Origin of the sequence: Yersinia mollaretii ATCC 43969, assembly GCF_013282725.1 — a bacterium.
Classification (GTDB): domain Bacteria; phylum Pseudomonadota; class Gammaproteobacteria; order Enterobacterales; family Enterobacteriaceae; genus Yersinia; species Yersinia mollaretii.
Genome location: NZ_CP054043.1, coordinates 4,066,300 through 4,092,057, shown reverse-complemented (window position 1 = coordinate 4,092,057; position 25,758 = coordinate 4,066,300). Strand labels below are relative to the sequence as shown.

Sequence of the window (25,758 nt, the reverse complement as noted above, 5' to 3'; positions counted from 1 at the left end):
GTTACGCGCTTGTAACCCCATTGGCGGTTGAGGCATCGGAGGCAAAGTGAACACCGATCTCATGTCAACCGAACTGATAGTCTGAACGAATATCAACCGAACCCTGATCCAATCTACGGGGATAGGGGATTCCCCCTAATTCCGCCGCTCAAACGCCAATGCTCTGCGCTCCACCACCCGCATCAATAACGTCAGCAAGCCATTCACGCACAGATACACAATCCCGGCAGCCCCAAAGACCATGACGTCATAGGTACGGCCATACATCAGTTGGCTATAACCCATTACTTCCATCAATGTAATGGTATAGGCCAATGAGGTACTTTTGAACACCAACACCACTTCGTTGGAATAGGATGAGAGTGCACGTTTAAAGGCAAATGGCAGTAGGATGCGTAAAGATTGGGCTTTGGACATCCCCAGCGCTTCGCAGGATTGCCACTGACCTGATGGGATAGCGCGGACGGCTCCGTAGAACAACTGAGTGGTATAGGCCGCGCTGTTCAATGCCAGTGCAATCATTGCGCACAACCATGGTTGTGACAGCAAGCTCCATAACCACGGATATTCACGGATAGCCGGGAACTGCCCAGGGCCGTAATAGATCAAAAAGATCTGTACCAGCAGAGGAGTACCAGTGAACAGCGTGATATAGATTTTGACCAGCGGTGTGATAATCGGTGTTTTCAGTGTCAACACAATGGTAAACAGCAGTGATAGCACCAATGCCACGAATAAGGACGCGATAGTCAGCGTCAGGCTGGTATGTAGCCCTTTTAGGATCTCGGGTAAGTATTCCAGCATCAGGATGGGCTCCGTTCAAAACGCGTGGTGCGGAGTTCAATCCATTTGAGCACGTACTGGCTTAACAGGGTCACGACCAGATAGATTGCCGCGGCAATCACATACCAAGTGAACGGTTCCTGAGTTCGGGTGGCAATGCTTTTGGTTTGCAGCATCAGGTCATTCACACTGATTAGCGACACCAATGCGGTATCTTTCAGCAGCACCAGCCATTGGTTGCCCAAGCCCGGTAATGCATGACGCCACATCTGCGGCATAATCAGGCGGAAGAAGATCGCCGCTTGACTCAAACCCAGTGCTTGCCCAGATTCCCACTGCCCAATCGGGACAGCTTTCAGCGCGCCACGTAAAGTTTGCGAAGCGTAAGCTGAGTAGAGCAGGGCGAGGGCTATCACCCCACACAGGAATGGGCTGACCTCGAAATCATCAATATTGAGCTTAATCGGTAGCTCAAATAGATAGAGATTTAGGGTAAATCCGTCCGACAGCATCATCAGCAACTGAGAGGAGCCGAAATAGATAAACAGAACCACCAGAATCTCGGGTAGCCCGCGTAAAAGGGTGACCCAGCCGGTCGTCAGATAACTGACAACTTTCAAACGCGATGATTCACAGACGGCAAACAGCATCGCCAGAACCAGACCGAGGGCCAGTGCACAAACGGCAAGGCCGACGGTCATACCGGCGGCGCTTGCTAAAGGTTGGAATTCATTCATGGGTGCTTAAATTACTGCTGGAACCATTTTTTATAAATTGTCTGATAGGTGCCATCGGCTTTCACTTTCGCCAGTGCAGCATCTAACTTACCCAGTAATTCGGTATTGGTCTGACGAACTGCGATACCTAAACCGGTACCGAAATAGTCAGCATCGGTCACTTTATCGCCGACCGCAGCCAGTTGGTTATTCTGCTTCAGCCACTCATTCACCACCGCAGTGTCACCAAATACCGCGTCCAGACGGCCATTCTTCAGGTCAAGAATCGCATTCTGATAGCTGTCGTAAGGGACGGCGGTGATTTCAGGGTGTTTCTCCATCAGGTATTTCTGATGGGTAGAGCCATTCTGCATCCCGACGCGTTTGCCTTTCAGGGCGGCCAAATCAGCCACTTTCCCTTTCTCAGCGATAAACAGCGCGGAGTTATCATAATAAGGTTTGGTGAAAGCCACTTGTTTTTGGCGCTCAGGGGTGATGTCCATACCCGAGATCACGGCATCAAAACGTTTGAATTTCAGGCTTGGGATCAAGCTGTCAAACGCCTGATTGGTAAAGGTGCAGTCTGCCTGCATCTCTTTACACAGCGCATTCGCCAGATCGATATCGAAGCCCTGCATTTTATTATTGGCATCAATAAATTCGAATGGCGGGTAGGTGGCTTCAGCCGCGAAACGGATAGTTTCAGCGGCCGAGGCTGACAAACTGATGCTGGCGAGGACGGCAGCAATTATTAGTTTTTTCATCGCAAATTCCCAAATAGATATCAATGTGACAGATAGCTGGCAAAAGCTTCGGTTGTCGGTTGAGTAAAGTGGCTGGCATCGCCTTGTTCTACCACGTGGCCGTTTTCCATGTAAACCACACGGCTAGCGGTTTTACGGGCCACTTCAACTTCATGTGTAACAATGACTTGAGTAATGCCGGTTCCGGCCAATTCACGGATGATGCTGACGATTTGCGCGGTAATCTCTGGGTCGAGTGCCGCCGTCGGTTCGTCAAACAGCAAGACCTGAGGTTCCATCATCAGCGCCCGGGCAATGGCCACGCGCTGCTGCTGACCACCGGAAAGGTGCAGCGGAAAGCGATCAGCAAAATCAGTCAAACGCAGTCGCGTCAGTAATTTCTGGGCACGCGCCATAGCTTCATCTTTTGACAGACCCAGCACGCGGCAAGGGGCTTCAATCAGATTCTGTACCACTGACAGATGCGGCCAAAGATTGTACTGCTGGAAGACCATACCCACATTCTGGCGCAATTCGCGAATCGCTTTTGCCCCCGGAGCTTGGGTAAAATCGAAGTGATTACCGGCGATCTGCAAGGTGCCGGAACGCGGCATCTCCAGCAGATTAAGTACGCGCAGCAGTGAGCTTTTACCAGCACCGCTTGGCCCTAGTAACACTAAGGTTTCACCTGCCGGACAGTCTAATGTGATGTCGAACAGCGCTTGATGCACGCCGTAGTAACAGTTAATTCCGCTAAGTTGAATACTCATGCGCCAAATCTGAATAGCCAATGATGCGGTGAATGGTAACTTCCACGGAATACTTATGCAATCTTTGTGCGTTAAAATTTATTAATAACCAGAGTTCAGTGGGGATAACAGCATAACATTTGGATTTGACTCTGCTCTGGGGGAATTTGTCGGGCGATGGATAAATCTGACAGAGTATCCGCAGCGGTAGATTAAAAAATAGTCAAAACAGGAATCTACTTGTAAATCAAAGCATACCGATTTACTGGAAGAAAACCGGTACACATTGGCGGGAGGAATAACTGGCCGCTATTTCAATGTTATCTGAGTGAATGTTGAGAAGATGATATCCACATCAGCGGTGTGTAGATTATGTTGACGTATTGTTTTGATGAATACGCTTTTGTCGGCAATGGCCGTCTTGTCGCAGGTTTTCAGCTCTTCCGCTACCTGTTTGAGGGTCTTGCTGCTCAGCTCGCCAATTTGAGTGCGCACGGTATCCAGTGGCTTGGGCTGCCAATGGGTTTCTGGCTGTGATAACCAATCTGCACGATAGCGGTATTGAATCGCTTTGGCTGCATTGATTTGTGCCACCATAAACGGCTTGATTGATGCTGCATTGAGACCCAACGACTCCGCTTCCGCGAGTGCTTTATCAATCACTTTCTCTTCTTGGGCAATGTCTTCTATTGGCAGATGATTTTCCGCTTTATAGCCCGCCACATCCTTCATATAGCTTAAACGGGCATTGATCAACTGAGCGGTTTGCCCACATTGGGGGGCTGCTTGGGCGGCGATGGCGACAAAAAATCCGCTGATGGCAAGGAGCTTAATCACAGGGTGAACTGAGTGCATAGCCACTTCTTCCTTGTTGACATTAATTTTTCGCGGGGCTGACAGATTTCGCCCCAGTATGACCCGCTTCCGACAGACAACTCTTTCTGCCGGAAGCGAAAAGTGTGGGATCAGTGGTCACCCAGTAGCTGACGCAAGCTACTGGCGGGGGCTGTGACGCCCATAAAACGGATATCATCGACCACCCAGCAGGTGCCTTCGCGGATCATCAGCACTTCATCCTGCCAAGTCACCGACTGGCCACCTGCGCTCTGATGAGTCAAATTAACACGCAGCGGAATGTTTCGGGCATCGGTATTGGGAATGGTCGAGGCGCTGGCCACATTCGCGCTGGTACTGCCTTCGCGCAGGCTAGTGAAGATATCGCCATTAATGGCTTGGGTTTTATTGACTTGGGCCGTGGTGCGGGTGCCCGCTTGTTTTCTGGCGTTTTGAATCATTTCGTAAAGCGGTTGGCTCAGATAGGGGCGAAATTGAGCCGACAGATTATCGTCGGGCAAGCCACTGTGATTGCCAATTTGCTGAACCCGCAGATCATAGAATTGTTGCGCTACTTGATCCGGCCCGCCGTCAACGCAAGGTGCTGTGCGGCTGCCGATGTCTTTAAACGCCGGATCGACGGTGCTGGTGCAGGCGCTAAGCAGAATGGCGAGAGGAAGAATCAGAGCAATATTTTTCTTTTTCATATGATGACCTTAGGTGAAAGAATCTCTACCCTGCGAACTTGATGCGGCGGGCGGTTGCTGCACCTGCCTGTCGCATCCCGTTGTTAGGGGACATGATGAAAGTGATCGCAGTGGTGCAAGCCACTGCCGTCCTGAAAGTAATCACTGCCGTTCTGAAAGTAATAATAGTTTTGAAAGTGATTGTAGTATAAGACCTATTTTTATGACTGTCTTATGCTTGCCGGAAATGGCTATAAACCGCGCAGTCTTCCGTGATCTTTGAGCCAGAGGGCGGTGCGATTAATGCCTTCGTCCAGTGACACTATCGGGCGATAGCCCAACTCTTGCTCGGCGCGTCGCGTGTCCAGCGTCAGATCAAAATTGAGTTTAGCGACAGCATAATGTGTCAACACCGGCTCTTTTTCGGCTTTATTCGCAAGCTTTTCCATAGCTCTGGCCATGATATCCATCATCGGATAGGGCACCGAGCGAATGCGGCACGGCATATCCAGCGCGTCGAGTAGATGTTGCACGATGGTGCGCAAGGGGCGGGGTTGCTGATTGGTAATGTTGTAAGCTCGACCCGACAGGGTATTTTGACTTTGGGTCGCCAGCCACATCGCATGTACCGCATTTTCCAGATAGGTCATATCCACCAGCGCACTGCCGCCACGGGGTAGCAGCAGGGTGCCATAGTGCTTAATCATCTGTAGCAGGCGCGGCAGCATCACTTTGTCGTGAGGGCCGAATAAGCCTTGTGGGCGCAGGATGGTAAAATGCGTTTGTGGGTTGGAGAGCGCCAATTGTTGGATCACCTGCTCACCGGCGGCTTTGCTGCGGGCGAATTCATTGGCGAAACGTGCCGGGCGAAAATCTTCCTGAATATTACGGTGATGATGGTAATCGAAGTAAATCGCGGGCGAGGAGATATGAATGAAATTCTCCACACCATAGGCGGCAGCCCATTCGCCTAAGCGGCGGGTGGCGCGGACATTGGCCAGCTCAAAAGCCTGCTCAGTCCCCCACGGCGAGGTAAAACTAGAGCAATGCCACAGGGTATCGACATCCGCCAGCATGGCTTTTGCCTGCGAGGAGACCAGATTGGTCAGGTCCGCATGAATAAATTCAGCGCCCATTTTTGTCAGTAATGCGCCCATCGCCGCATTGTTGCCCGCAGCAATGACCTTGATACCCTGACGGCGGAGATATTCAACGGCATTTCGGCCTAACCCACAGGTTGCACCGGTGACCAATACCTTCATAGCGAATTCGGTTCCCACCAAAAATCAGAATGCTAGCGTTTGGAATTATTCGCTCAGCAAATAAGATGCCATTCTTCCGTGAAATGATGCGCTATGCAATCAGAAAGCACCGACTATCCCCTTTTTCCTTGTGTTTGCAGTGTTGTTGACTGCGAATCAGAGGAAAAAGGGGCATTAGTGATGCCGCTCAATTTAGGGCGTTGGCGCGTCATCCGATTCGCTTTGTGCCAATGTGCGCTGCGACTGTTCACGATCATAGTCTTCAGCCAGTGTCGCAATACGTTTTGCCATGCCACGGAAAATAAACAGATGGGCGGGCATCATCACAAACCAGTAGAGCAGGCCGCTAAAACCTGCCGGATGCCACCATGCCCGGACATCAAAACTGCGACGCCCGCCTAAATCCTTGATGGTAAATGTCAGGCGGCCCAAACCGGGGGCTTTCATGCCGAACATCATCGCCAACTGGCGTAACGGCTTGACGGTAATGACTTTCCAGCCATCAATCAGGTCACCCAACTCCAGCGTTTCGCGATCTGGGCGGCCATAGACCACCCCGCCGCCAGCAAGATCATCCATCCAAGCGCGGGTTTTCCATAGCGGATTGCCGTAGAAATAGCCCTCTTTACCGCCGATTTGCTGCACCACATGCCAGAGCGCTTCGCTGGAGGCAGTGGTGTAGAGCTGGCAACCGGCCTGTTTGGGATAAAATCCGTAACCGGGCCGCCAGCGGGAGCGGGCTTCGGGGTCATAGCCCCAATCTGCCGAGTCCACCACTTCATCCTCCCGGCGCAATGTCTCTTTGACCGCATCATCAAAACTCACCAGTTGCTGGGGAATCAGTGCTTGTAATGCCTCGCCATCGGCGGGCAAATCGTGGTTCAGCCCCTCAATCAAGGCACTGGCAATCGGGGTCGGCACTGAGGTGATCATGCTGATGAAATAGACTGAGATAAATCGAGTTGGCAGAGGAATTGGGATCAACCAGCGCCGTTTGCCACTGATGGCAATAAAGCGCTCAAACAGGGTTTGATAGCTGATGTACTCCGGCCCAGCGACATCAAAAATGCGGTTCTCTGCTGCCGGATGATTGAGCAGTTCCGTCAAGTAAACCAGTAGGTTATCCAGTGCGACCGGGGAGGATTTTGATCGCACCCAGCGCGGCGGTGTCAGGATCGGCAGGTTATAAACCATGTCGCGCATCACTTCAAAGGCGGCAGAACCGGGGCCGACGATGATACTGGCGCGCAGTTCTGTCACCGGAACACCACTTTGGCGCAGCAAGTCACCGGTCAGTTTGCGCGCAATCAGATGGGGGGAGCTGTTGTTTCCCGGCTGCAAGGCACCCAGATAGATGACCTGCTTCACCGAGCTGGGCTGTGCTTGGAGTGCCGCCTTCATATTGCTGGCGGCAAGGCGCTCCTGCTCAATCAAATCCTGCCCGTCGCCCATGCCATGTACCAAATAATAAACGACATCAATATCTTGTAGGGCGGCACTGAGGGTATCGGGCTGATAAAGATCGACAAAGCGGCAGTTGACGTCGGGCCACGGCTGCTCTTTCAACCACTCAATGCGGCGGGCGGCGGCAGTGACCTGATGCCCCTGTTGGCTGAGTCTGGGGATCAGGTGCTGGCCGATATAGCCACTGGCCCCCAGCACCAATATCCGTTGCGGCGTCATGAGCGCTGCTCGGTTAAAAATTCACGCCACAGTGCCACCACTTTTTCCAGATCTTGGCGACTGATATTGATGTGGGTAATCATTCGAGTGATCGGGCCAGCGCTGATTAATACGCCACGTTCGCGCATCCAAGGACCAAGTTGGGCGGCTGATTCAGCCGACTGCTTAATATACAGCACGTTAGTTTGCGCGCCCGGCGCGACTATCTCGACATCCAGCGAGCGCAGTTGCTGCTCTAGCCATGCGGCATTGTCGTGGTCATCTTTTAAGCGGGCGACATTGTGATCTAGGGCATATAACCCCGCCGCCGCCAAAATACCCGCCTGCCGCATCCCCCCGCCGGTCATTTTGCGCCAGCGGCGGGCGCGATGAATATATTCCGCACTGCCACACAGCAGAGAGCCCACTGGCGTGCCCAGCCCTTTGGAGAGACAAATGGTCAGGGTATCGCAATATTGGCTAATCTCGCTCAAAGGCACATTTAGCGCCACGGCGGCATTAAAAATACGTGCACCGTCAATATGGAGCGCCAGTTTTTTCTCGCGGGTCAATGCCCAAGCTTGCTGCAAATAGCTCAGGGGCAACACTTTGCCGCTATGGGTATTTTCCAAACTTAACAGCCGGGTTTGGGCAAAATGAATGTCATCAGGTTTGATGGCGGCTAACACTTTATCCAGCGGTAGAGTACCGTCATCATTGGCATCAATAGGTTGCGGCTGAATACTGCCAAGCACGGCGGCCCCCCCGGCTTCATACAGGTAGTTGTGCGCTTTCTGGCCGACAATATACTCTTCCCCCCGCTGGCAGTGGGTTAATAGCGCGACCAAATTGGCCTGTGTGCCGGTCGGCAGAAACAGGGCGGCCTCTTTGCCTGACAGTCTGGCGGCTTCGGCTTCCAATGCATTCACCGTCGGGTCATCACCATACACATCGTCGCCGACTTCGGCATTCGCCATGGCATTGCGCATCGCGGTATCAGGTTGCGTTACTGTGTCACTGCGTAAATCGATCAGCATAGTTATCTCGCGGTCAGAATAAGGGGCTATGCTTCATCATAGCCAGATTGATAAAACAAGAAAGGAGTGGCAGGGATTATTTATTGATATTAAAGAAATTTGACTTATCAGGATAATTGATAATGAGTGAAAATCTGATTATCCGCTGATTTATTAGGATTTTTCTCGACTGGCGTAGATCAAACACGAGGCGGTATTAATTCTCTCCAGACATTTTCCTTGGTTATCGGTAAAGAATCGTTTTTCCAATTCGTGGGCATCGGCTCTATCCAATAAAGTGAAACCGTACTGCTGTAAAAATCCGTCGATCCCCTGCGCAGCGATACCAAATGTCCAAGCTTCGCCAATCGTGCGTACCCCCTCAATACTCTCTTTCACGCCATATTCAGGGTTGCGTGGCGGGTTATCTGTTATTCCGTGGTCATCCACCAATAGATTCTCATACACAAAATCGAAAATAATCTGGCTGCCATCACTACTGTAATCACTGATGGCACTCAACAGTGTTTTTACTTGTGTAGGGTCCAGATACATCAGCAAGCCTTCCAACAGAAACAGGCACTTCTCGCCCGTTTGTAGCGGGAAGTTGGCGAGGGTGTCAGCCAAATTTTGTTGATTAAAATCAATGGGAAGAAAGGTCAAATTGGAAGGGGGTGAGATGTGTACCTCGCTCAGTTTCTCGATTTTGTGCTGCTGCATGGCGGGGTGATCAATTTCAAAGATACGGCTATGTTGCAACGCGTGATAAAAACGAATCGCTCGTGAATCATAGCCGGCCCCCAGAATAAATATTTTGCTAAAGCGCCCAGCCGTTTTTTGAAAAATAGCATCGATATAGAGGGTGCGGGCCACAATATAGGGGTAAATGCCCGCGGGGGTGGCGAGATTTAAGACATCATCACCCAGCAGAAAGGTTTTCTGCATCATAGAAAAGAGTGAATGGAAGGTCTGACTGAGAATAACCGCCACATAATCATCACTTTTAAGATGGGGCTTTTTCTCGCCGTATGACTTTGCGCGCAGCAAACAGGTCAATTCCGCCGTGGCTGAAAATCCTGACTTGGTTTTTTTTGGCATAGGGATACCCCCATCAATACTGTGAGTGTGCCGTTGATATCGTGATGACAACTGATTAATAAATGACTCTACGCCGGTATGGGGTATTTAGCAGGGTGATACGTTTAAAGTGTCGATTATGCCACATAATATGTGGGGTTTATTACTGTGTTGAGTCGGGCGAGGGGATAGAATGAAACGAATAAAAGCCATGGAAGCGGCTGAATAAACGCATCCATGGCTCATGATGCCATTAGTGTGGTGATAGTGGCGATAAGAGTATTAACGTAGCCAATTGGTTTTTGCCAACTCGACCACTTCATCACCACGGCCATTGATAATCGCCCTGAGCATATAGAGGCTGAATCCTTTTGCCTGCTCAAATTTGATTTGTGGCGGCATCGATAACTCTTGTTTGGCGGTGACCACATCCACCAATACCGGCCCCGGATGGGCAAAAGCACTCTCCAGCGCGGCATCTAACTCAGAGGCTTTCTCAACCCGAATTCCCTTGATGCCCGCCGCATTGGCAATGGCGGCAAAGTCAGGATTATGCAAGTCGGTGCCATCTGTCAGATAACCCCCGGCTTTCATCTCCATCGCCACAAATCCCAGCACACTGTTATTGAACACCACAATTTTCACCGGTAATTTGAGCTGCGCCAAGGTGAGGAAATCCCCCATGAGCATGGTGAAGCCGCCGTCGCCACACAGGGCAACCACTTGGCGATCAGGGGCGGTGGCTTGTGCGCCAATGGCTTGTGGCATGGCATTCGCCATCGAACCGTGGTTGAACGACCCCAGCAAGCGCCGTTTGCCGTTCATCTCAAGATAGCGGGCCGCCCACACGGTGGGGGTGCCAACATCACAGGTGAAAATGGCGTCATCCGTGGCATGGCGGCTGATCTGCTGCGCCAGATATTGCGGATGGATCGGCTGGTTATCATTGGCGGTCGCCAGCCCATCCAGATCTTTGCGGGTGGTACGATAGTGTTCCAGCGCTTTTTCTAAAAATTTGCTATCACTTTTGGCTTCTAACTGCGGGATCAGCGCACGCAGTGTGGTGTTGATATCCCCCACCAGCGCCATATTGACAGGGCAGTGAGCACCAATACTTCCGGGGTTGATATCAATCTGGATGATGTTGGCATGGGTGGGATAAAAAGCGCGATAAGGGAATTGGGTGCCGAGCAACACCAAGGTATCGGCATTCATCATGGCATGATAACCCGAGGCAAACCCAATCAGCCCGGTCATACCGACGCTGTAAGGATTATCCCATTCAATATGTTCTTTGCCCCGCAGCGCATGTACCACCGGGGCTTGCAGCATTTCGGCCAATTTGACCACTTCGTCGTGGGCATCCGCACAGCCGCTGCCGCACATCAGCGTGATGTTTTTCGCCTTGTTCAGTGTCTGCGCCAGAATCGCCAATTCACTCATCGGCGGCTGAACTAAGGGCAGTTTCGGTGTCTGCCACACCACGGCGGCCTCTTCCGGCGCGGGTTGTAGTGCGACATCACCCGGCAACACAATCACTGACACGCCTCGATTGAGAATGGCTTGGCGCATGGCTATTTCCAGCACCCGCGGCAACTGCTCTGGGTTGGAAACCAATTCACAGTAGTGGCTGCATTCGCGGAACAGCTCTTGCGGGTGGGTTTCCTGAAAATAACCACTGCCAATTTCGCTAGAGGGGATGTGCGCGGCAATCGCCAGCACCGGAACATGGTTGCGATGACAATCAAATAAGCCATTGATCAGATGGAGGTTACCGGGGCCACAAGAGCCAGCGCAGACCGCCAGTTGCCCAGTTAGTTGCGCCTCAGCCCCGGCGGCGAAAGCGGCTACCTCTTCATGGCGCGTCCCCATCCACTCAATGGTGCCCATTCGATGCAGGCTATCACTCAGCCCATTGAGTGAGTCCCCGGTGACGCCCCAAATTCGCTTTACACCTGCTTGTTCCAACGTTTTTGCGACCAGTGTTGCCACGGTTTGCTTCATAAGTTGTCCCTTCAAGGATTAACGGCGAGTCATTATTCTATGAGGTCAAAGTATGGCGCGTTTAATCATTATTGCTCTATTAACGGCGTGAATTGACCATTAATGGTGTGAATCGCCCCATGAATGGGGCTGGTTAGCATTTATGGGGCGGTGAGCTAGGCGGTTACGCCAGTTGGACATCGCCCTGTAGTTGGCAACTGCAAGCCAGAACATAGCCTTGGGCAATCTCTTCGGGGGTCAGTGTCATGGTGCTGCTGGTGGTGTATTCGCCATGCAGAATGCGCGTTTTACACGAGCCACAGACTCCCGCACGGCAGGCCGCCATGACTGGAACTTTATGTTGCTCCAGCGCAAACAGCAATGAGGTGCCGACGGGCACTTTCACACTGCGCAGTGGATGGCTAATGGTCATCGTCAACTCATTGCTGGTATCAATCACGTCATCTGCGGTGCGGAACTGCTCTTTTTGGAAATGGTCGGCTGGCACGGATTGCTCACGGCAATAGTGCTCAACCCAATCCATATAGGGTGCGGGGCCACAGGTCATCACACGGCGGCGGGTGATGTCTGGCGCGACCTGCTGCATGATTTGAGCCGTGATTCTGCCGGCGATAAAGCCCTCCGTCGCTGCGGATTCCGCTACCAAAGTGAGCTGTAATTGTTGCGGATAGTGTTGCAATAACTGTTGCCACTCATCGGCAAAAATCACGTCCGCCGGTGAGCGCACATTAAAAATCACCCGAATATCGGCTTGTGTACGTCGTGCCAGCAAGTCACGGCACATTGACATCACGGGCGTAACACCGCAGCCGGCGGCCAACATCAGGTAATGGTCATCATCTGCATGAGCGCAGGTAAACTCGCCTTGTGCTTCGGAAAGCCACAGATAATCCCCCGCGTTGACCTGCTGGGTCAGCCAATTCGACCCCTCGCCATCAGCCAAGCAGCGCACCGTGAGTTGAATAAATGGGCTTAATCCGGGTGTAGAGGAGAGGGTATATGCACGCAGGGTTTCATCACTGTTGCGAATACTGACCAGAGCATACTGCCCCGGCAGATAAGGGTAAAAATCGTGATTAATCAGCCGCAGGCTCCAAACATCGGGCGTTTCTTGTACGATAGAGTGGACTTGCATCCGGTTAGGGCAGAGGGCGGTGGGACAGTCAGTGGGGATAATATCGGCAGTAGAAATAAAATCGGTCATCGGGGCCTCACAACAAATCAGGTCATTCTCGGGCAAAAAACATTCATGATGCCCGACCCACGGCGTGAAGCCGCACTGGCCGGGCAAGCTATTATTGGTTAATTAATCAATGCTTAACTGCCCAGAATCGCGTTCATATCTTGCTCGACAGTGGTAATCGGCCGCATACCAAACTTCTCGTACAGAATCCCCATCAGGTTGTCCGTCAGGAAGCCGGGCGCGGTCGGGCCGGTATAGATATTTTTAACGCCCAGTGACAGCAAGGTCAGGAGGATCACAATGGCTTTTTGTTCAAACCATGACAGCACCAGACTGAGTGGCAAGTCATTGACGGTGCAACCCAATTTCTCTGACAATTTTACCGCCAGCATGATGGCTGAGTAAGCATCATTACATTGGCCGACATCCAGCAGGCGCGGTAACCCCTCCAGTGTGCCGAAATCCAGCTTGTTGAAGCGGTATTTGCCGCAGGCCAGAGTCATAATGATGCAATCTTGCGGCACACTGCGGGCAAAATCGGTGAAATAGCTGCGTTCTGTGCGGCTACCATCGCAGCCCCCCACCAAGAAGACATGGCGCAGTTTTTTAGTGGCGACCAGATCAATCACCGTATCCGCTGCATTCAGCAGAGTTTGACGGCCGAAACCGACAGTAATCAGGTGCTCCAGCTCATTGTACGGGAAGCCCGCCATGCCCAATGCTTGATCAATCACCTGCGCGAAATCTTCGCCTTCCAGATGATTCACACCCGGCCAGCCAACAATGCTGCGGGTCCAGATGCGGTCGCCGTAATTACCCACATTCGGGTCAATGATACAGTTGGATGTCATCAGGATCGGGCCGGGGAATTTGGCGAATTCGGTCTGTTGGTTCTGCCAGCCACTGCCGTAGTTACCCACCAGATGTGGGTAGCGTTTTAATTCTGGGTAGCCGTGGGCGGGCAGCATCTCACCGTGGGTATAAATGTTAACCCCGGTGCCCTCTGTCTGCTCCAGCAACATTTGTAAGTCTTTGAGATCATGGCCGGAGATCAAAATGGCTTTACCCGCCACCGGGCGCACATTCACGGCAGTGGGCTGCGGATCACCATAGGCTTGGGTTTCGCCAGTGTCCAAAATAGCCATGACATTGAAGTTCATTTTGCCAATGCCCATGGCATTATTCAGCAAGGTGTCCACGTCGCGTGGCTGTGTCCCTAACCACGCCATATAAGCATGATATTCAGCGTAAATTTGCTCATCGTGCTGGCCCAGTACATGGGCATGCTCCATATAGGCCGCTGCGCCCTTCAGACCATACAAGCAGAGCATCCGCAGGCCATGAATATCGTCGCCGATCTCGGCTTTATCACTGTTCAGGGCGAATTGTTGCGACTGCTGTTGCAGGGTAGGAATGTCATCTGACAGCAGTTGCAGCTCAGCCAACGGGTGATCAACGGTGATAGTGCTGTCGAGCAAGCGACAACGGATAGCCAATGATTGGCGCAGCAAAATCGCTTCTTTGGCGTAACCGATGATTCGGTCTGAATCGAAATTCACATTGGTGAGGGTCGAGAAGAAGGCTCTGGGTGCAAAGCTGTCAATCTGATGATCAATGATGCCCACTTCGCGCGCGGTCAATGCCCAAGCGGAAAGCCCTTGCAGCACGGCAACTAATAGGTCTTGTAGATCAGAGGTTTCAGCGGTTTTTCCGCACATCCCCTGCGCGTAGGAGCAGCCGTTGCCCGCAGGCGTTCGGATGGTTTGTTCACATTGCACACAGAACATAATTATTTTCCTTTTAAAAGTGCATTTATAATGCATGTTTAAAAGCATAGAGGGGCTAGCAGGGTTTAAAAAGGCTTATTTAGTGCAACTTTACCTTATCTTGATTTGGCGCAACTTTTGCTGCGAATGAGAATTTATTCAGTTTTGGGCGGGAATAGCGCGCAGTGAATCGGGCGAACCACTGCGCGGAAAAAACTTATGACGAAAAGAACGCAATCAACACAGGGGCCAGCAGGCTCAGTATAAAGCCGTGGACGATCGCGGCAGGGACCATTTCCAGCCCACCACTACGCTGCAATACCGGCAGGGTAAAGTCCATCGAGGTGGCACCGCACAAGCCCAATGCGGTGGAGCGACTGCGGCGAACCAGTGTGGGGATCAGCATGATGGCGACTAATTCCCGTGCCAAATCATTGAAAAATGCGGCGCTACCAATCACCGGGCCAAATGCATCAGTCAGCAAAATACCTGACAGCGAATACCAGCCAAAGCCAGAGGCCATCGCCAGACCTGTTTTAATCGGCAAACCCATCAGCAGTGCGGCGAGCAGACCCCCTAACAATGCACTGATACCGACGACAAAGGCCACAATAGTCCCACGGCGGTTTAGCACGATCTGGCGCAGTGTCATGCCACTGTTACGTAATTGAATACCGACTAAAAACAGCAGGAAAATCAGTGCCAGTTCGCTACCTTTCGCCGCATACTGCAACCATGCCCATTGGCTTAAACCCAGCAGGAAACCAATAATGACCACGCCACATAATTTCAGTGATTCCAGCGCCATATGCAGCCGTGAGGGCAATGCTTCCTGACGGTGGGTATTTCGCCACGGCAATTTGCGTTCGAGTAAAAATAGCGCAAGTAAGTTGGCACATAAAATACAGAGGAAAAAGACCGCGGTGTACTGGAAAATAAGCAGCAAATTAGCGCTGAGATTCTCTAGAAATGCCAAACTGATCCCCATAAAGAATAAAATCACGTAGACCATCCAGCTTAATAAGCGGTTGATCAATTGAAGTAATGATTTGCGACTAAGTGGGATCAGATAGCCAAGAATTAATGGCAAAAGAATGATCAGCAATCCTGAATACACGAGTTATACCGTCCTATACCCTTTTTGTTGACATTACTGCTGCGTTTCTTGCCTTGCGGTAACGCCAATGACTTTGGGTATTATGAGCTGATGAATAGTGGGCTGTGGCGCAATAAACTATCTAAAATTTCTGACAGAGTAAAGCAGCATAGCTCCTGCCGTGTCGCCTCAATGACATAGGGTTTACCTCATGATATCAGGATAATGCGCTATGCTTGCCGGGTTAACAGTGTTATCTAGTAGTCACTGCATGAATAAATTCGCACCGGAGGCGTAGCATGTATCTTGAACGCGTAGATATAGTCGGTTTTCGCGGTATTAATCGTATTTCATTGAACCTTGATGATAATACCGTGCTGGTCGGTGAGAATGCTTGGGGTAAATCCAGCCTATTAGATGCCCTTACATTACTATTATCCCCCGAACCGCAACTTTATCATTTCACCGTGCAGGATTTTTATTATCCAGCAGGAGATGAAAGTGCTAAAGAGCGCCATTTACAGGTTATTTTCACCTTCTGCGAGAAAGATATTGGCCACTGGCGTGCCCCCCGTTACCGCCAATTAACCCCGTTATGGATACAAAATGATGATGGTTTACATCGTATTTATTATCGGGTTGAGGGGGAGCTGGCTGATGATGGCACTGTCTGTACTTGGCGCACTTTCCTCGATTTAGAGGGGCAGCCACTGGCCTTGCATGATATTGAAAAGCTGGCACGAGGGGTGATTCGCATCCATCCGGTATTGCGATTACGCGATGCGCGCTTTATGCGCCGGCTGCGCAGTACGACGGATGAAAACAGTCATCAACCCGATAAAGTGGCGCTAAACCAGCAACTGGATCAATTAAGCCGCGAGTTGGTGCGTAATCCGCAGAAACTGACCAATACTGAACTGCGCCAAGGGTTGGAGGCGATGCGCCAACTACTGGAGCACTATTTTGCTGAGCAAGGGTCGCAATCTGTGGGTCTGCGTAATCACCGCTACCGTCCACAACCGGAGCGAGAAGCCTGGCAGGCCCTCGACAGTATCAACCGGATGGTGGCTGAACCCAATAGTCGCAGTATGCGATTGATACTACTGGGGATGTTCTCAACGTTACTGCAAGCCAAAGGCTCACTGAGTCTTGATCCCCATGCGCGGCCTTTACTGCTGGTCGAAGACCCGGAAACCCGCTTGCATCCGATCATGTTATCAGTCGCTTGGGGGTTGCTCAGCCAACTGCCACTTCAACGTATCACCACCACCAACTCCGGTGAGCTAGTCTCTTTGGTGCCGATAGAGAGCATTTGTCGGCTGGTGCGTGAATCCTCTCGCGTCGCGACTTACCGCATTGGCCCGCGTGGCATGAGCGCTGAAGATAGCCGCCGCATCGCGTTTCATATTCGTTTCAACCGCCCCTCCGCCTTATTTGCCCGCTGCTGGCTGCTGGTAGAAGGTGAAACGGAGATCTGGTTGCTTAATGAGCTGGCCCGCCAGTGTGGTCACCACTTTGAAGCGGAAGGTGTCAAGGTGATTGAGTTTGCCCAGAGTGGTTTACGACCCTTGCTGAAGTATGCCAACCGCATGGGCATTCAGTGGCATGTTCTGACGGATGGTGATGATGCCGGTAAAAAGTACGCCGACACAGTCCGTAATATGGCGGACTCAGGGCGTGACCATGAGCGGGATCGCCTGACTATACTGCCCGCACCGGATATGGAGCACTTTTTATATCGCGCGGGGTTTGATGCGGTTTATCACCGGGTGTCGGCTATTCCGGCGAGTGCCAAAATGCAGCCGCGCAGAGTCATTGAGAAGGCCATTCATCGCACCTCCAAGCCCGACTTGGCCATTGAAGTGACCAGCCAGGCCAGAGAGTGGGGAGTAGAGTCTATTCCCCCACTACTGAAAAAAATGTTTTCTCGTGTTGTTTGGTTGGCGCGAGGTCGGGCCGATTAGTGGCCTGCAAAATGTGCAGCTAATCCGCCTTCGAGTTGTTCCAGTAATTGGTAGCGGCGGCGGTATTCTGCCCGTTTTTTACTGGCAATATCTTCCAGCGGCTTGCGTGCGATCTGTGTGGGTAAGCTGAAATGACCCTTTGCGCACTGCTGCCCCCCCAGTGAGCACCAGAAACTGTCGTAATCGGCGTGTAATTTGTCTTTTTTCTTCGCCCGATAACGCCAGTTCTGGTAAATATGCGTGGCATTCCCGACGGCAACAATCTGTGTTACCCCCATCAGCTTTGCCAATCCGCAGGCGGCTTCTAATACCAGACGTTTAGGAAATAGGCCATGACATGCTTTGGTGCTGAGGTGGATTTCGCTATGGGGTGTTTCATTATCAGCACCTTGCAAGCCGCCAATAAATAATGTTTTTTGCTGTTGATAATAAAATAGGCTGAAAGTCAGCACGGCCAGCGTTTGTTGTTGCTCATTGGTCATCATCAGCGTAATTTCGCCCTCTTTATTGAATCTTGAAATAACGGCCAAATAAAGAAAATATTTCTCCTCATTTTTGCCTGTTAACTCAGCCAACTGATAAGGCGATTGATGCAGATAGTTATGCAGTAATGATGCTGGCATACATTGATTTATTAACTGGAAATGATCCTGTAGTACCGCCAATTTTTGACGATTGTTGAACGTATTCGCCAAATAAGGGCGATGTAATTTACAGGGCAAATCAGGTTGGCCGCGTAACATACTGTTTAGAAAAGGTTGCTTCACCAGCATAGATAATAGATTTAGGGTTAATTTTGGTTGAATTAACGTTCTGGCGATAAATTTCAGCCGAAATTGTAATTTATGCCATGAACCACCCAGCGGTTGATTACCTCTGAATAGCAGTGCAATCAACCCAAAAAGGTCAAGAGTATTAGGATGAGATTTGGTATTACCCATGTTCTGCATGATTAAAATCCGTTATATCACTGAGTTTTCAGCGTGATTAAAACTTTCAGCGCTATTGAAACAAAGGGGAACTAAACCGAGTTTCAATGCATCTTAGGTTTCGCCGATAGCACGGTGATATTGAAATTCCGTTTAGCAAAATGAGAATTTCCGATGGTAATTTCGACAATTTAAAGAATGACAAAATAAGGGAAGGTAATTGAATTGATGCAGCTCAGTAGAAGTCAGCGCCGATGGCTCATCGTATTTGCCGTGTTGATTATCGGTGGTTTTTTCATCTCCAGACATCTGATGGCTCCAGCGCCAGTTCAATATCAGACGGTGAAAGTCGCCAACCGTGACCTGCAACAGAATGTTCTTGCCACGGGCAAACTTGATGCAGTGCGCAAAGTTGATGTGGGTGCGCAGGTCAGTGGTCAGTTAGAAAAACTGTATGTGAAGATTGGCGACCAAGTTACGCAAGGCCAGTTGTTGGCGATGATCGACCCACAACAGGCACAAAACCAAATCAAAGAAGTGGAGGCGACACTACAAGATTTGAATGCTCAGTTAGCGCAGGCAAAAGCTGAGCAGCAACTGGCGGCGGTGACATTGCGCCGTCAACAAGAGTTGGCGAAACTACAGGCGGTATCACGTCAGGATCTGGATCAGGCCAGTACCACGCTGGCAGTGAAGAAAGCGCAGGTTGAAACCATTAATGCGCAAATCAATAAAGCCAAGGCCAGTTTGGATACAGCTAACATTAATCTGGATTATACCAAGATCTCTGCCCCGATGGCTGGCGATGTGGTGCAAATCACCACCTTGCAGGGCCAAACAGTGATTGCGGCACAACAGGCACCCAATATTCTGACGTTGGCGGATATGGGCACCATGTTGGTGAATGCGCAGGTCTCTGAGGCCGATGTGATTCACCTTAAGCCGGGGATGAAAGCCTCGTTTACGGTGCTGGGTGATCCCGGAAAACGTTTCGATGGCGTGTTAAAAGATATCCAGCCAACGCCGGAAAAAGTGAATGACGCTATCTTCTATTCAGCGCGCTTTGAGGTGCCGAATCCCGATCGCCTATTACGCTTGCAAATGACTGCGCAGGTCTCAATTCAACTGGCAAATGTGCCGCAGGCGGTGGTGATCCCATTATCGGCCTTAGGTGAGGAGCTGGGCACCAATCGTTATCAAATCGCGGTGCTGAAAGAGGGCAAAGAGGAGAAACGTGAAGTGACGATCGGCATTCGCAATAATGTCGATGCACAGGTGGTTTCAGGTCTGAAGGTCGGCGAGGAGGTCATCGTGAGTCGCGGTGGCACGGAGGAAGCATAATGACGGCATTGCTTGAATTAAAAGGCATTCGTCGTAGCTATCAGTCCGGCGGAGAAACCGTTGACGTATTGCAGGATGTCTCACTGACCATTAATGCCGGTGAGCTGGTCGCGATTATCGGCGCTTCTGGCTCGGGTAAGTCGACACTGATGAACATCTTGGGTTGTCTGGATAAGCCGAGTGCGGGGGTTTACCGTGTTGCCGGTCAAGATGTCGCCACATTGGATAATGATGCACTGGCGGCACTGCGGCGCGAGCATTTTGGCTTTATTTTCCAGCGTTATCATTTATTGCCTCATCTCAGTGCGGCCCATAACGTCGAGGTTCCCGCTGTCTATGCCGGTTTAGGTAAGCATGAGCGGCGTGAGCGAGCGAACATGTTGTTGACCCGCTTGGGGCTGGAGGAGCGGGTCAACTACCAGCCCAATCAGCTCTCCGGCGGTCAGCAGCAGCGAGTCAGTATCGCCCGTGCCTTGATGAACGGTGGGCAGGTTATTCTGGCCGATGAACCGACGGGGGCGCTGGATAGCCATTCTAGTGTTGAGGTGATGGCTATCCTGAAGCAGCTACAGCAGCAGGGGCACACGGTGATTATTGTCACCCATGACCCTACTGTTGCGGCTCAGGCAGAGCGGATCATTGAGATCAAAGATGGCCGCATTATGGCGGACTCTGGCTCGAAAACGGTGTCCACCGTCGCGGTTTCTGATGTGATGAGTCTGACACCGCCTGCGCCTTCGTGGCAGCAGCTGACAGGGCGTTTCCGTGAGGCGCTACTAATGGCTTGGCGCGCGATGTCGGCCAATAAAATGCGCACTGCGCTGACCATGCTCGGGATCATTATTGGTATCGCCTCGGTGGTCTCCATATTGGTGGTCGGGGATGCGGCCAAACAGATGGTGTTGGCAGATATCCGCGCGATTGGGACCAATACGATTGATGTCTATCCCGGCAAAGATTTTGGCGACGATGACCCGAGCACCCGGCAGGCGTTGGTTTATGACGATATGGCAGCGCTGAAAGAGCAATCCTATGTCAGCGCCGTGTCGCCCACCATTTCCGGCAGCATGCGGCTGCGATACGGCAATATTGATGTCGCGGCCAGTGTCTCGGGTGTTAGTGAGCAATATTTTCGCGTATACGGCATGAAGCTCGAACAGGGGACAGCAATCACCCATGAGCAGGTCGAACGCCAGTCGCAAGTGGTCGTGATTGACCGCAATACCCAGCGCAGGCTATTTCCTCATCTCAAAGAGGTGGTTGGGCAAGTGATCTTGGTCGGTAATATGCCCGCGACCGTAGTAGGGGTGGTAGAGGAGAAGCAATCCATGTTTGGCAGCAGTAAAGCGCTGCGGATATGGGTGCCGTACAGCACCATGGCGAGCCGCCTGATGGGGCGCTCCTACTTTGATTCGATCACCATTCGGATTAAAGAGGGCTATAGCAGCAAGGAAGCCGAGCAGCAGTTGGTTCGCTTGCTGACCCTGCGCCACGGTAAGAAAGACATATTCACCTACAACATGGATAGCTTGTTGCAAACAGCGGAGCAAACCACCCGCACGATGCAATTGTTCCTGACATTGGTGGCGGTGATTTCACTGGTGGTTGGTGGGATTGGCGTGATGAATATTATGCTGGTTTCAGTGACAGAACGTACCCGTGAAATCGGCATCCGTATGGCGGTGGGCGCGCGATCCAGTGATGTGATGCAGCAATTCTTAATCGAGGCGATTCTGGTCTGTCTGGTGGGTGGTGCACTGGGTATCACACTCTCCTTCGCTATTGGTTTGATGGTGGAAATGATTTTACCTAGCTGGCAGATTGCTTTCCCACCGATGGCCTTGTTCAGCGCGTTCTTGTGCTCAACTGTGATAGGGGTGGTCTTCGGCTATCTGCCTGCCCGCAGCGCGGCCAGACTTAATCCTATTGATGCGTTAGCGCGTGAATAGGGGGGACGCGTGAGCGTGGTGGCGCATAAAGGGTGTTACGGTTGAGGTTTTAAGTCCGAATTGGAGGTTGACCGTAGCGGCTCTGGTAGCATAATAGAGAAATAAAAATGCCAGTCATGATTGGCTGGCATTTTGAAATGTCATTGATTTTTGAACGTTATTGATGCTGGTCGCAACAGGTCACCGCAGAACACAACCCGATCACCTGCATGGTTTAGGTGAGGGTAGTGCCATGATAGTTAAGCGAATAAGTGCGTGGTGTCAGGCCAAAGCAGCAAGTTCCTGCGGTATGTCTTCTTGCAGTACCACATCTAACCCAAGTGGTACTATCAGGCTGGCATGGTTCCCTTTCGGCCCTTCGTGGACATCAAAGTTAACCATTTGACCGGCTTTTAACGTTCGGTAACCATCCATCTGGATAGTTGAATAGTGAGCGAAGATATCTTCGCCACCGCCCTCTGGGCAAATGAAGCCAAAACCTTTGGCGTTATTGAACCATTTAACAGTACCCGTCTCCATACTTCTACGTCCCTCGCAAGGCTATTCTAGTTTGAGATGAGGTAATCGCTGGTTAAAGTGAGCACAAATTGGTTAAAACTCCAACAGCTCACAAAAATACACTCTAGTGGAAATGGTCTCAACGTCAAGGGGAGGACTTTTGTCTGGCAGAGGCAGTTCTTCAAAGTTTGATGCAGCTAACGCTATTGTGTTCGTTTGGTTACAATTTAACCGTTTTTAAGGCAAAGAAATCGACTTTTTTCTCTGGCGGCGTTATGGCATAAGTGATGTTAAAATAATAATAGATATCTGCATCAAATGGTCTTATAACCGGAGTGAGGTATTGCTCCTGTGTGGTTTAGTGAAACGATGGGCAGGCAATGGGTAAGAATAACGACTGGCTGAATTTTGAACACTTAGTCAAAGATAAACAGAAAGAGGCGCTCAAACCGCCGTCTATGTATAAAGTTATACTTAACAACGACGATTACACACCGATGGAATTTGTGATTGACGTTCTGCAAAAGTTCTTTTCTTATGATATTGAACGTGCAACACAATTGATGCTCAATGTGCATTATCAAGGAAAGGCGATTTGTGGTGTTTTTACTGCCGAAGTGGCAGAGACAAAAGTCGCACATGTTAATCAATACGCCAGGGAGAACGAGCATCCATTGCTTTGTACGCTGGAAAAAGCCTGATTAAGGCAATTATTGGGAGGTGCCTATGCTCAATCAAGAACTTGAACTCAGTCTCAATATGGCTTTCGCCAGAGCGCGTGAGCACAGACACGAGTTTATGACCGTGGAGCACCTATTGCTGGCATTGCTAAGCAATCCAGCCGCGCGGGAAGCGCTGGAGGCGTGTACGGTTGATCTGGTGGCATTACGCCAGGAACTGGAAGCGTTCATCGAACAAACCACACCAACATTACCAGTCACTGAAGAAGAGCGTGACACCCAGCCTACGCTTAGTTTTCAGCGGGTGTTGCAACGCGCGGTCTTCCATGTTCAGTCATCAGGGCGCAATGAAGTCTCTGGTGCTAACGTGCTGGTAGCCATCTTCAGTGAACAAGAATCTCAGGCGGCCTACCTGCTGCGCAAGCATGATGTCAGCCGTCTGGATGTTGTGAACTTTATTTCCCACGGCGCTCGTAAGGACGAACCGGGTCAGGCACCGAATGCAGAAAATCCGGTGAATGAAGAGCAGGCAGGAGGGGAAGACCGTATGGAGAACTTCACCACCAATCTGAATCAACTGGCGCGTGTTGGCGGTATAGATCCGCTTATTGGACGCGATAAAGAGCTGGAACGTGCCATTCAGGTGTTGTGCCGCCGACGTAAAAATAACCCACTGCTGGTGGGGGAGTCTGGTGTTGGTAAAACCGCCATCGCCGAAGGTCTGGCCTGGCGTATCGTGCAAGGCGATGTACCAGAAGTGATGTCTGAATGCACCCTGTACTCACTGGATATCGGCTCGTTGCTGGCGGGAACTAAATACCGTGGTGACTTTGAAAAACGCTTCAAAGCGCTGCTGAAACAGCTGGAAAACGATAAAGACAGCATTCTGTTTATCGATGAAATTCATACTATCATCGGGGCTGGGGCAGCCTCTGGTGGGCAAGTTGACGCCGCTAACCTGATTAAACCGTTGCTTTCCAGTGGCAAAATTCGGGTGATTGGCTCTACGACTTACCAAGAGTTCAGCAATATCTTTGAAAAAGATCGTGCCTTGGCGCGGCGTTTCCAGAAAATCGATATTACTGAACCGACACCAGAAGAAACCGTTCAGATTATTAACGGTTTGAAACCGAAATATGAAGCGCATCATGACGTGCGTTATACCGCGAAAGCGATACGCGCCGCAGTAGAGTTATCGGTTAAATATATCAACGACCGTCACTTGCCGGATAAAGCCATTGATGTGATCGATGAAGCGGGCGCCCGTAGTCGTCTGATGCCCGTTAACAAACGTAAGAAAACTGTCAATGTGTCGGATATTGAATCTGTGGTTGCTCGTATTGCTCGTATTCCGGAGAAAACGGTCTCTGCCAGTGATCGCGATGTGCTGAAAAATCTGAGCGACCGCTTGAACATGCTGGTATTTGGCCAAGATAAGGCCATCGATGCTCTGTCCGAAGCCATCAAAATGAGCCGTGCAGGATTAGGGCATGACCATAAACCTGTCGGGTCATTCCTGTTTGCTGGCCCGACCGGTGTAGGTAAGACTGAAGTGACGGTACAATTGGCCAAAGCGCTGGATATCGAGTTGCTGCGCTTTGATATGTCCGAATATATGGAGCGTCACACCGTTAGCCGCCTGATTGGTGCGCCTCCGGGATATGTTGGCTACGATCAAGGTGGTCTGTTGACCGATGCGGTTATCAAACATCCTCATGCGGTTTTGCTGCTGGATGAAATTGAAAAAGCCCATCCGGATGTGTTTAACCTGTTATTGCAGGTGATGGATAACGGGACTCTCACGGATAACAATGGCCGTAAAGCTGATTTCCGCAACGTCATTCTGGTGATGACCACCAATGCTGGTGTGCGCGAAACGCAGCGCACCTCCATTGGCTTTAAGCAGCAGGACAACAGCACTGACGCATTAGAAGAGATCAAAAAAGTGTTTACGCCGGAATTCCGTAACCGGTTGGATAACATTATTTGGTTCAATCACTTGTCGCCGACTGTGATCCAGCAGGTGGTGGATAAATTCATCGTTGAATTGCAGGCGCAATTAGATGCCAAAGGCGTGTCGCTGGAAGTCAGTGAAGAAGCCCGTAATTGGTTATCTGATAAAGGTTACGACAAGGCGATGGGTGCACGGCCAATGGCGCGGGTGATTCAGGAAAACCTGAAGAAACCGCTGGCAAACGAGTTGTTATTTGGTTCTTTGGTTGATGGTGGCTCAGTCACTGTTGGGCTGGATAAAGAAAAACAACAACTGGCATATGAGTTTCAGAGTGCGCAAAAGCGTAAAACTGAAGGTGCGGTTCACTAAGTCAGTACGTTGATACAGCAATAATAAAAAAGGGCTATAAGTTAACAACTTATCGCCCTTTTTGTTTTTGGGTATTTCGTTTTTTTCATGGCTGATAAAGCCGGATGAGCAGGTAAATAAAAGAAAACGCAAAACGCCCTTGCCATAAATGGAAAGGGCGCCGGAGGGGGACTACATCCTCAGAGCTCGCGAGTCGTCGACTTGCGACAGATTAGCCGATTAACGGCTACGGAAGACAATGCGGCCTTTGCTCAGGTCGTACGGGGTCAGCTCTACAGTGACTTTGTCACCCGTCAGGATGCGGATATAGTTTTTGCGCATTTTACCGGAGATATGAGCGGTTACCACGTGCCCGTTTTCCAATTCAACGCGGAACATGGTGTTCGGCAGCGTATCAAGAACGGTGCCCTGCATTTCAATATTGTCTTCTTTGGCCATCGAATCCTCTAGGTGTAACTACCTTAGTTTTTAATCGGCAAGATAATGCCGAAAAACCC

At 50.8% G+C, this 25,758-nt stretch carries 22 protein-coding genes; 5 read left to right on the top strand and 17 right to left on the bottom strand.

Annotation, left to right across the window (positions count from 1 at the left end):
* Nucleotides 1–135: 135 nt before the first annotated feature.
* The 14 genes from artM to HRD69_RS18120 form a co-directional block, all read right to left on the bottom strand.
* Nucleotides 136–804, bottom strand: a complete 669-nt coding sequence (artM, locus tag HRD69_RS18185; protein ID WP_032813130.1) for an arginine ABC transporter permease ArtM — start codon at nt 802–804, stop codon at nt 136–138.
* The gene (gene artQ / locus HRD69_RS18180; RefSeq protein ID WP_004873713.1) at nt 804–1,520 is read right to left on the bottom strand and encodes an arginine ABC transporter permease ArtQ; all 717 of its coding nucleotides are present in this window, start codon (nt 1,518–1,520) and stop codon (nt 804–806) included. The genes artM and artQ overlap by 1 nt, the downstream gene beginning before the upstream one ends.
* Nucleotides 1,521–1,531: 11 nt before the next feature.
* Nucleotides 1,532–2,263: an arginine ABC transporter substrate-binding protein gene (artJ, locus tag HRD69_RS18175; protein ID WP_004873714.1), complete on the bottom strand. Its 732-nt coding sequence runs from the start codon at nt 2,261–2,263 to the stop codon at nt 1,532–1,534.
* 20 nt (nt 2,264–2,283) lie between these two features.
* Entirely contained in the window at nt 2,284–3,012 is a 729-nt protein-coding gene (gene artP, locus HRD69_RS18170) for an arginine ABC transporter ATP-binding protein ArtP (protein ID WP_004873715.1), read from the bottom strand.
* Nucleotides 3,013–3,300: 288 nt separating this feature from the next.
* Entirely contained in the window at nt 3,301–3,846 is a 546-nt protein-coding gene (locus HRD69_RS18165; RefSeq protein WP_032813131.1) for a chorismate mutase, read from the bottom strand.
* 110 nt (nt 3,847–3,956) lie between these two features.
* A complete protein-coding gene (locus HRD69_RS18160) occupies nt 3,957–4,532 on the bottom strand; it encodes a lipoprotein (RefSeq protein WP_004873717.1) in 576 nt (191 codons plus the stop codon).
* A 230-nt stretch (nt 4,533–4,762) separates the two neighbouring features.
* Nucleotides 4,763–5,773, bottom strand: coding sequence for an NAD-dependent epimerase/dehydratase family protein (locus HRD69_RS18155; RefSeq protein ID WP_004873719.1), 1,011 nt, complete (start codon nt 5,771–5,773; stop codon nt 4,763–4,765).
* A gap of 192 nt (nt 5,774–5,965) precedes the next feature.
* Nucleotides 5,966–7,456, bottom strand: coding sequence for a DUF2867 domain-containing protein (locus tag HRD69_RS18150; protein ID WP_032813132.1), 1,491 nt, complete (start codon nt 7,454–7,456; stop codon nt 5,966–5,968).
* Nucleotides 7,453–8,472 carry a low-specificity L-threonine aldolase gene (ltaE, locus tag HRD69_RS18145; protein WP_004873721.1) on the bottom strand — a complete coding sequence of 340 codons (1,020 nt, stop codon included), beginning with the start codon at nt 8,470–8,472 and terminating at the stop codon, nt 7,453–7,455. Before ltaE ends, HRD69_RS18150 begins: the two co-directional genes overlap by 4 nt.
* Nucleotides 8,473–8,625: 153 nt before the next feature.
* Entirely contained in the window at nt 8,626–9,549 is a 924-nt protein-coding gene (locus HRD69_RS18140; protein ID WP_172984634.1) for a class I SAM-dependent methyltransferase, read from the bottom strand.
* Between the two features lie 261 nt (nt 9,550–9,810).
* Nucleotides 9,811–11,532, bottom strand: coding sequence for a ubiquinone-dependent pyruvate dehydrogenase (poxB, locus tag HRD69_RS18135; protein ID WP_004873723.1), 1,722 nt, complete (start codon nt 11,530–11,532; stop codon nt 9,811–9,813).
* 163 nt (nt 11,533–11,695) lie between these two features.
* The gene (gene hcr / locus HRD69_RS18130) at nt 11,696–12,667 is read right to left on the bottom strand and encodes an NADH oxidoreductase (protein WP_390898453.1); all 972 of its coding nucleotides are present in this window, start codon (nt 12,665–12,667) and stop codon (nt 11,696–11,698) included.
* Between the two features lie 182 nt (nt 12,668–12,849).
* On the bottom strand, nt 12,850–14,502 hold the full coding sequence (gene hcp / locus HRD69_RS18125) for a hydroxylamine reductase (protein ID WP_004873725.1): 1,653 nt from the start codon (nt 14,500–14,502) through the stop codon (nt 12,850–12,852).
* Nucleotides 14,503–14,698: 196 nt separating this feature from the next.
* Nucleotides 14,699–15,598 (bottom strand): LysO family transporter, encoded by a 900-nt coding sequence (locus HRD69_RS18120; RefSeq protein ID WP_004873726.1) that lies wholly within the window; start codon nt 15,596–15,598, stop codon nt 14,699–14,701.
* A gap of 278 nt (nt 15,599–15,876) precedes the next feature.
* Between HRD69_RS18120 and HRD69_RS18115 the strand changes: the two genes are divergently transcribed.
* The gene (locus tag HRD69_RS18115; RefSeq protein ID WP_004873728.1) at nt 15,877–17,541 is read left to right on the top strand and encodes an ATP-dependent endonuclease; all 1,665 of its coding nucleotides are present in this window, start codon (nt 15,877–15,879) and stop codon (nt 17,539–17,541) included.
* Here the strand turns inward: HRD69_RS18115 and HRD69_RS18110 are convergent.
* On the bottom strand, nt 17,538–18,491 hold the full coding sequence (locus tag HRD69_RS18110; RefSeq protein ID WP_032813133.1) for a VirK/YbjX family protein: 954 nt from the start codon (nt 18,489–18,491) through the stop codon (nt 17,538–17,540). The two genes, HRD69_RS18115 and HRD69_RS18110, sit on opposite strands and share 4 nt — an antisense overlap.
* Nucleotides 18,492–18,698: 207 nt before the next feature.
* Between HRD69_RS18110 and macA the strand changes: the two genes are divergently transcribed.
* Nucleotides 18,699–19,811, top strand: coding sequence for a macrolide transporter subunit MacA (macA, locus tag HRD69_RS18105; RefSeq protein WP_032813135.1), 1,113 nt, complete (start codon nt 18,699–18,701; stop codon nt 19,809–19,811).
* Nucleotides 19,811–21,760, top strand: coding sequence for a macrolide ABC transporter ATP-binding protein/permease MacB (macB, locus tag HRD69_RS18100; protein WP_004873729.1), 1,950 nt, complete (start codon nt 19,811–19,813; stop codon nt 21,758–21,760). Before macA ends, macB begins: the two co-directional genes overlap by 1 nt.
* Nucleotides 21,761–22,021: 261 nt before the next feature.
* Here macB and cspD read toward each other — a convergent pair whose 3' ends face one another.
* Entirely contained in the window at nt 22,022–22,279 is a 258-nt protein-coding gene (cspD, locus tag HRD69_RS18095) for a cold shock-like protein CspD (RefSeq protein WP_004873730.1), read from the bottom strand.
* Nucleotides 22,280–22,638: 359 nt separating this feature from the next.
* On the opposite strand from cspD, the gene clpS reads away from it, so the two are divergent.
* Complete coding sequence (gene clpS / locus HRD69_RS18090) at nt 22,639–22,959, top strand: ATP-dependent Clp protease adapter ClpS (RefSeq protein ID WP_004873731.1); 321 nt, start codon at nt 22,639–22,641, stop codon at nt 22,957–22,959.
* A 25-nt stretch (nt 22,960–22,984) separates the two neighbouring features.
* Nucleotides 22,985–25,261, top strand: a complete 2,277-nt coding sequence (gene clpA / locus HRD69_RS18085) for an ATP-dependent Clp protease ATP-binding subunit ClpA (RefSeq protein WP_032813137.1) — start codon at nt 22,985–22,987, stop codon at nt 25,259–25,261.
* A 219-nt stretch (nt 25,262–25,480) separates the two neighbouring features.
* On the opposite strand, the gene infA is transcribed toward clpA, so the two are convergent.
* Nucleotides 25,481–25,699, bottom strand: coding sequence for a translation initiation factor IF-1 (gene infA / locus HRD69_RS18080; protein WP_002211347.1), 219 nt, complete (start codon nt 25,697–25,699; stop codon nt 25,481–25,483).
* Between the last annotated feature and the right edge of the window lie 59 nt (nt 25,700–25,758).

Excerpts from the sequence above, each read along its gene's own strand:
- artM (WP_032813130.1), bottom strand. The coding sequence starts at position 804 with ATGCTGGAATACTTACCCGAGATCCTAAAAGGGCTACATACCAGCCTG.
- artQ (WP_004873713.1), bottom strand. The coding sequence starts at position 1,520 with ATGAATGAATTCCAACCTTTAGCAAGCGCCGCCGGTATGACCGTCGGC.
- artJ (WP_004873714.1), bottom strand. The coding sequence starts at position 2,263 with ATGAAAAAACTAATAATTGCTGCCGTCCTCGCCAGCATCAGTTTGTCA.
- artP (WP_004873715.1), bottom strand. The coding sequence starts at position 3,012 with ATGAGTATTCAACTTAGCGGAATTAACTGTTACTACGGCGTGCATCAA.
- HRD69_RS18165 (WP_032813131.1), bottom strand. The coding sequence starts at position 3,846 with ATGCACTCAGTTCACCCTGTGATTAAGCTCCTTGCCATCAGCGGATTT.
- HRD69_RS18160 (WP_004873717.1), bottom strand. The coding sequence starts at position 4,532 with ATGAAAAAGAAAAATATTGCTCTGATTCTTCCTCTCGCCATTCTGCTT.
- HRD69_RS18155 (WP_004873719.1), bottom strand. The coding sequence starts at position 5,773 with ATGAAGGTATTGGTCACCGGTGCAACCTGTGGGTTAGGCCGAAATGCC.
- HRD69_RS18150 (WP_032813132.1), bottom strand. The coding sequence starts at position 7,456 with ATGACGCCGCAACGGATATTGGTGCTGGGGGCCAGTGGCTATATCGGC.
- ltaE (WP_004873721.1), bottom strand. The coding sequence starts at position 8,472 with ATGCTGATCGATTTACGCAGTGACACAGTAACGCAACCTGATACCGCG.
- HRD69_RS18140 (WP_172984634.1), bottom strand. The coding sequence starts at position 9,549 with ATGCCAAAAAAAACCAAGTCAGGATTTTCAGCCACGGCGGAATTGACC.
- poxB (WP_004873723.1), bottom strand. The coding sequence starts at position 11,532 with ATGAAGCAAACCGTGGCAACACTGGTCGCAAAAACGTTGGAACAAGCA.
- hcr (WP_390898453.1), bottom strand. The coding sequence starts at position 12,667 with ATGCAAGTCCACTCTATCGTACAAGAAACGCCCGATGTTTGGAGCCTG.
- hcp (WP_004873725.1), bottom strand. The coding sequence starts at position 14,502 with ATGTTCTGTGTGCAATGTGAACAAACCATCCGAACGCCTGCGGGCAAC.
- HRD69_RS18115 (WP_004873728.1), top strand. The coding sequence starts at position 15,877 with ATGTATCTTGAACGCGTAGATATAGTCGGTTTTCGCGGTATTAATCGT.
- HRD69_RS18110 (WP_032813133.1), bottom strand. The coding sequence starts at position 18,491 with ATGCAGAACATGGGTAATACCAAATCTCATCCTAATACTCTTGACCTT.
- macA (WP_032813135.1), top strand. The coding sequence starts at position 18,699 with ATGCAGCTCAGTAGAAGTCAGCGCCGATGGCTCATCGTATTTGCCGTG.
- macB (WP_004873729.1), top strand. The coding sequence starts at position 19,811 with ATGACGGCATTGCTTGAATTAAAAGGCATTCGTCGTAGCTATCAGTCC.
- cspD (WP_004873730.1), bottom strand. The coding sequence starts at position 22,279 with ATGGAGACGGGTACTGTTAAATGGTTCAATAACGCCAAAGGTTTTGGC.
- clpS (WP_004873731.1), top strand. The coding sequence starts at position 22,639 with ATGGGTAAGAATAACGACTGGCTGAATTTTGAACACTTAGTCAAAGAT.
- clpA (WP_032813137.1), top strand. The coding sequence starts at position 22,985 with ATGCTCAATCAAGAACTTGAACTCAGTCTCAATATGGCTTTCGCCAGA.
- infA (WP_002211347.1), bottom strand. The coding sequence starts at position 25,699 with ATGGCCAAAGAAGACAATATTGAAATGCAGGGCACCGTTCTTGATACG.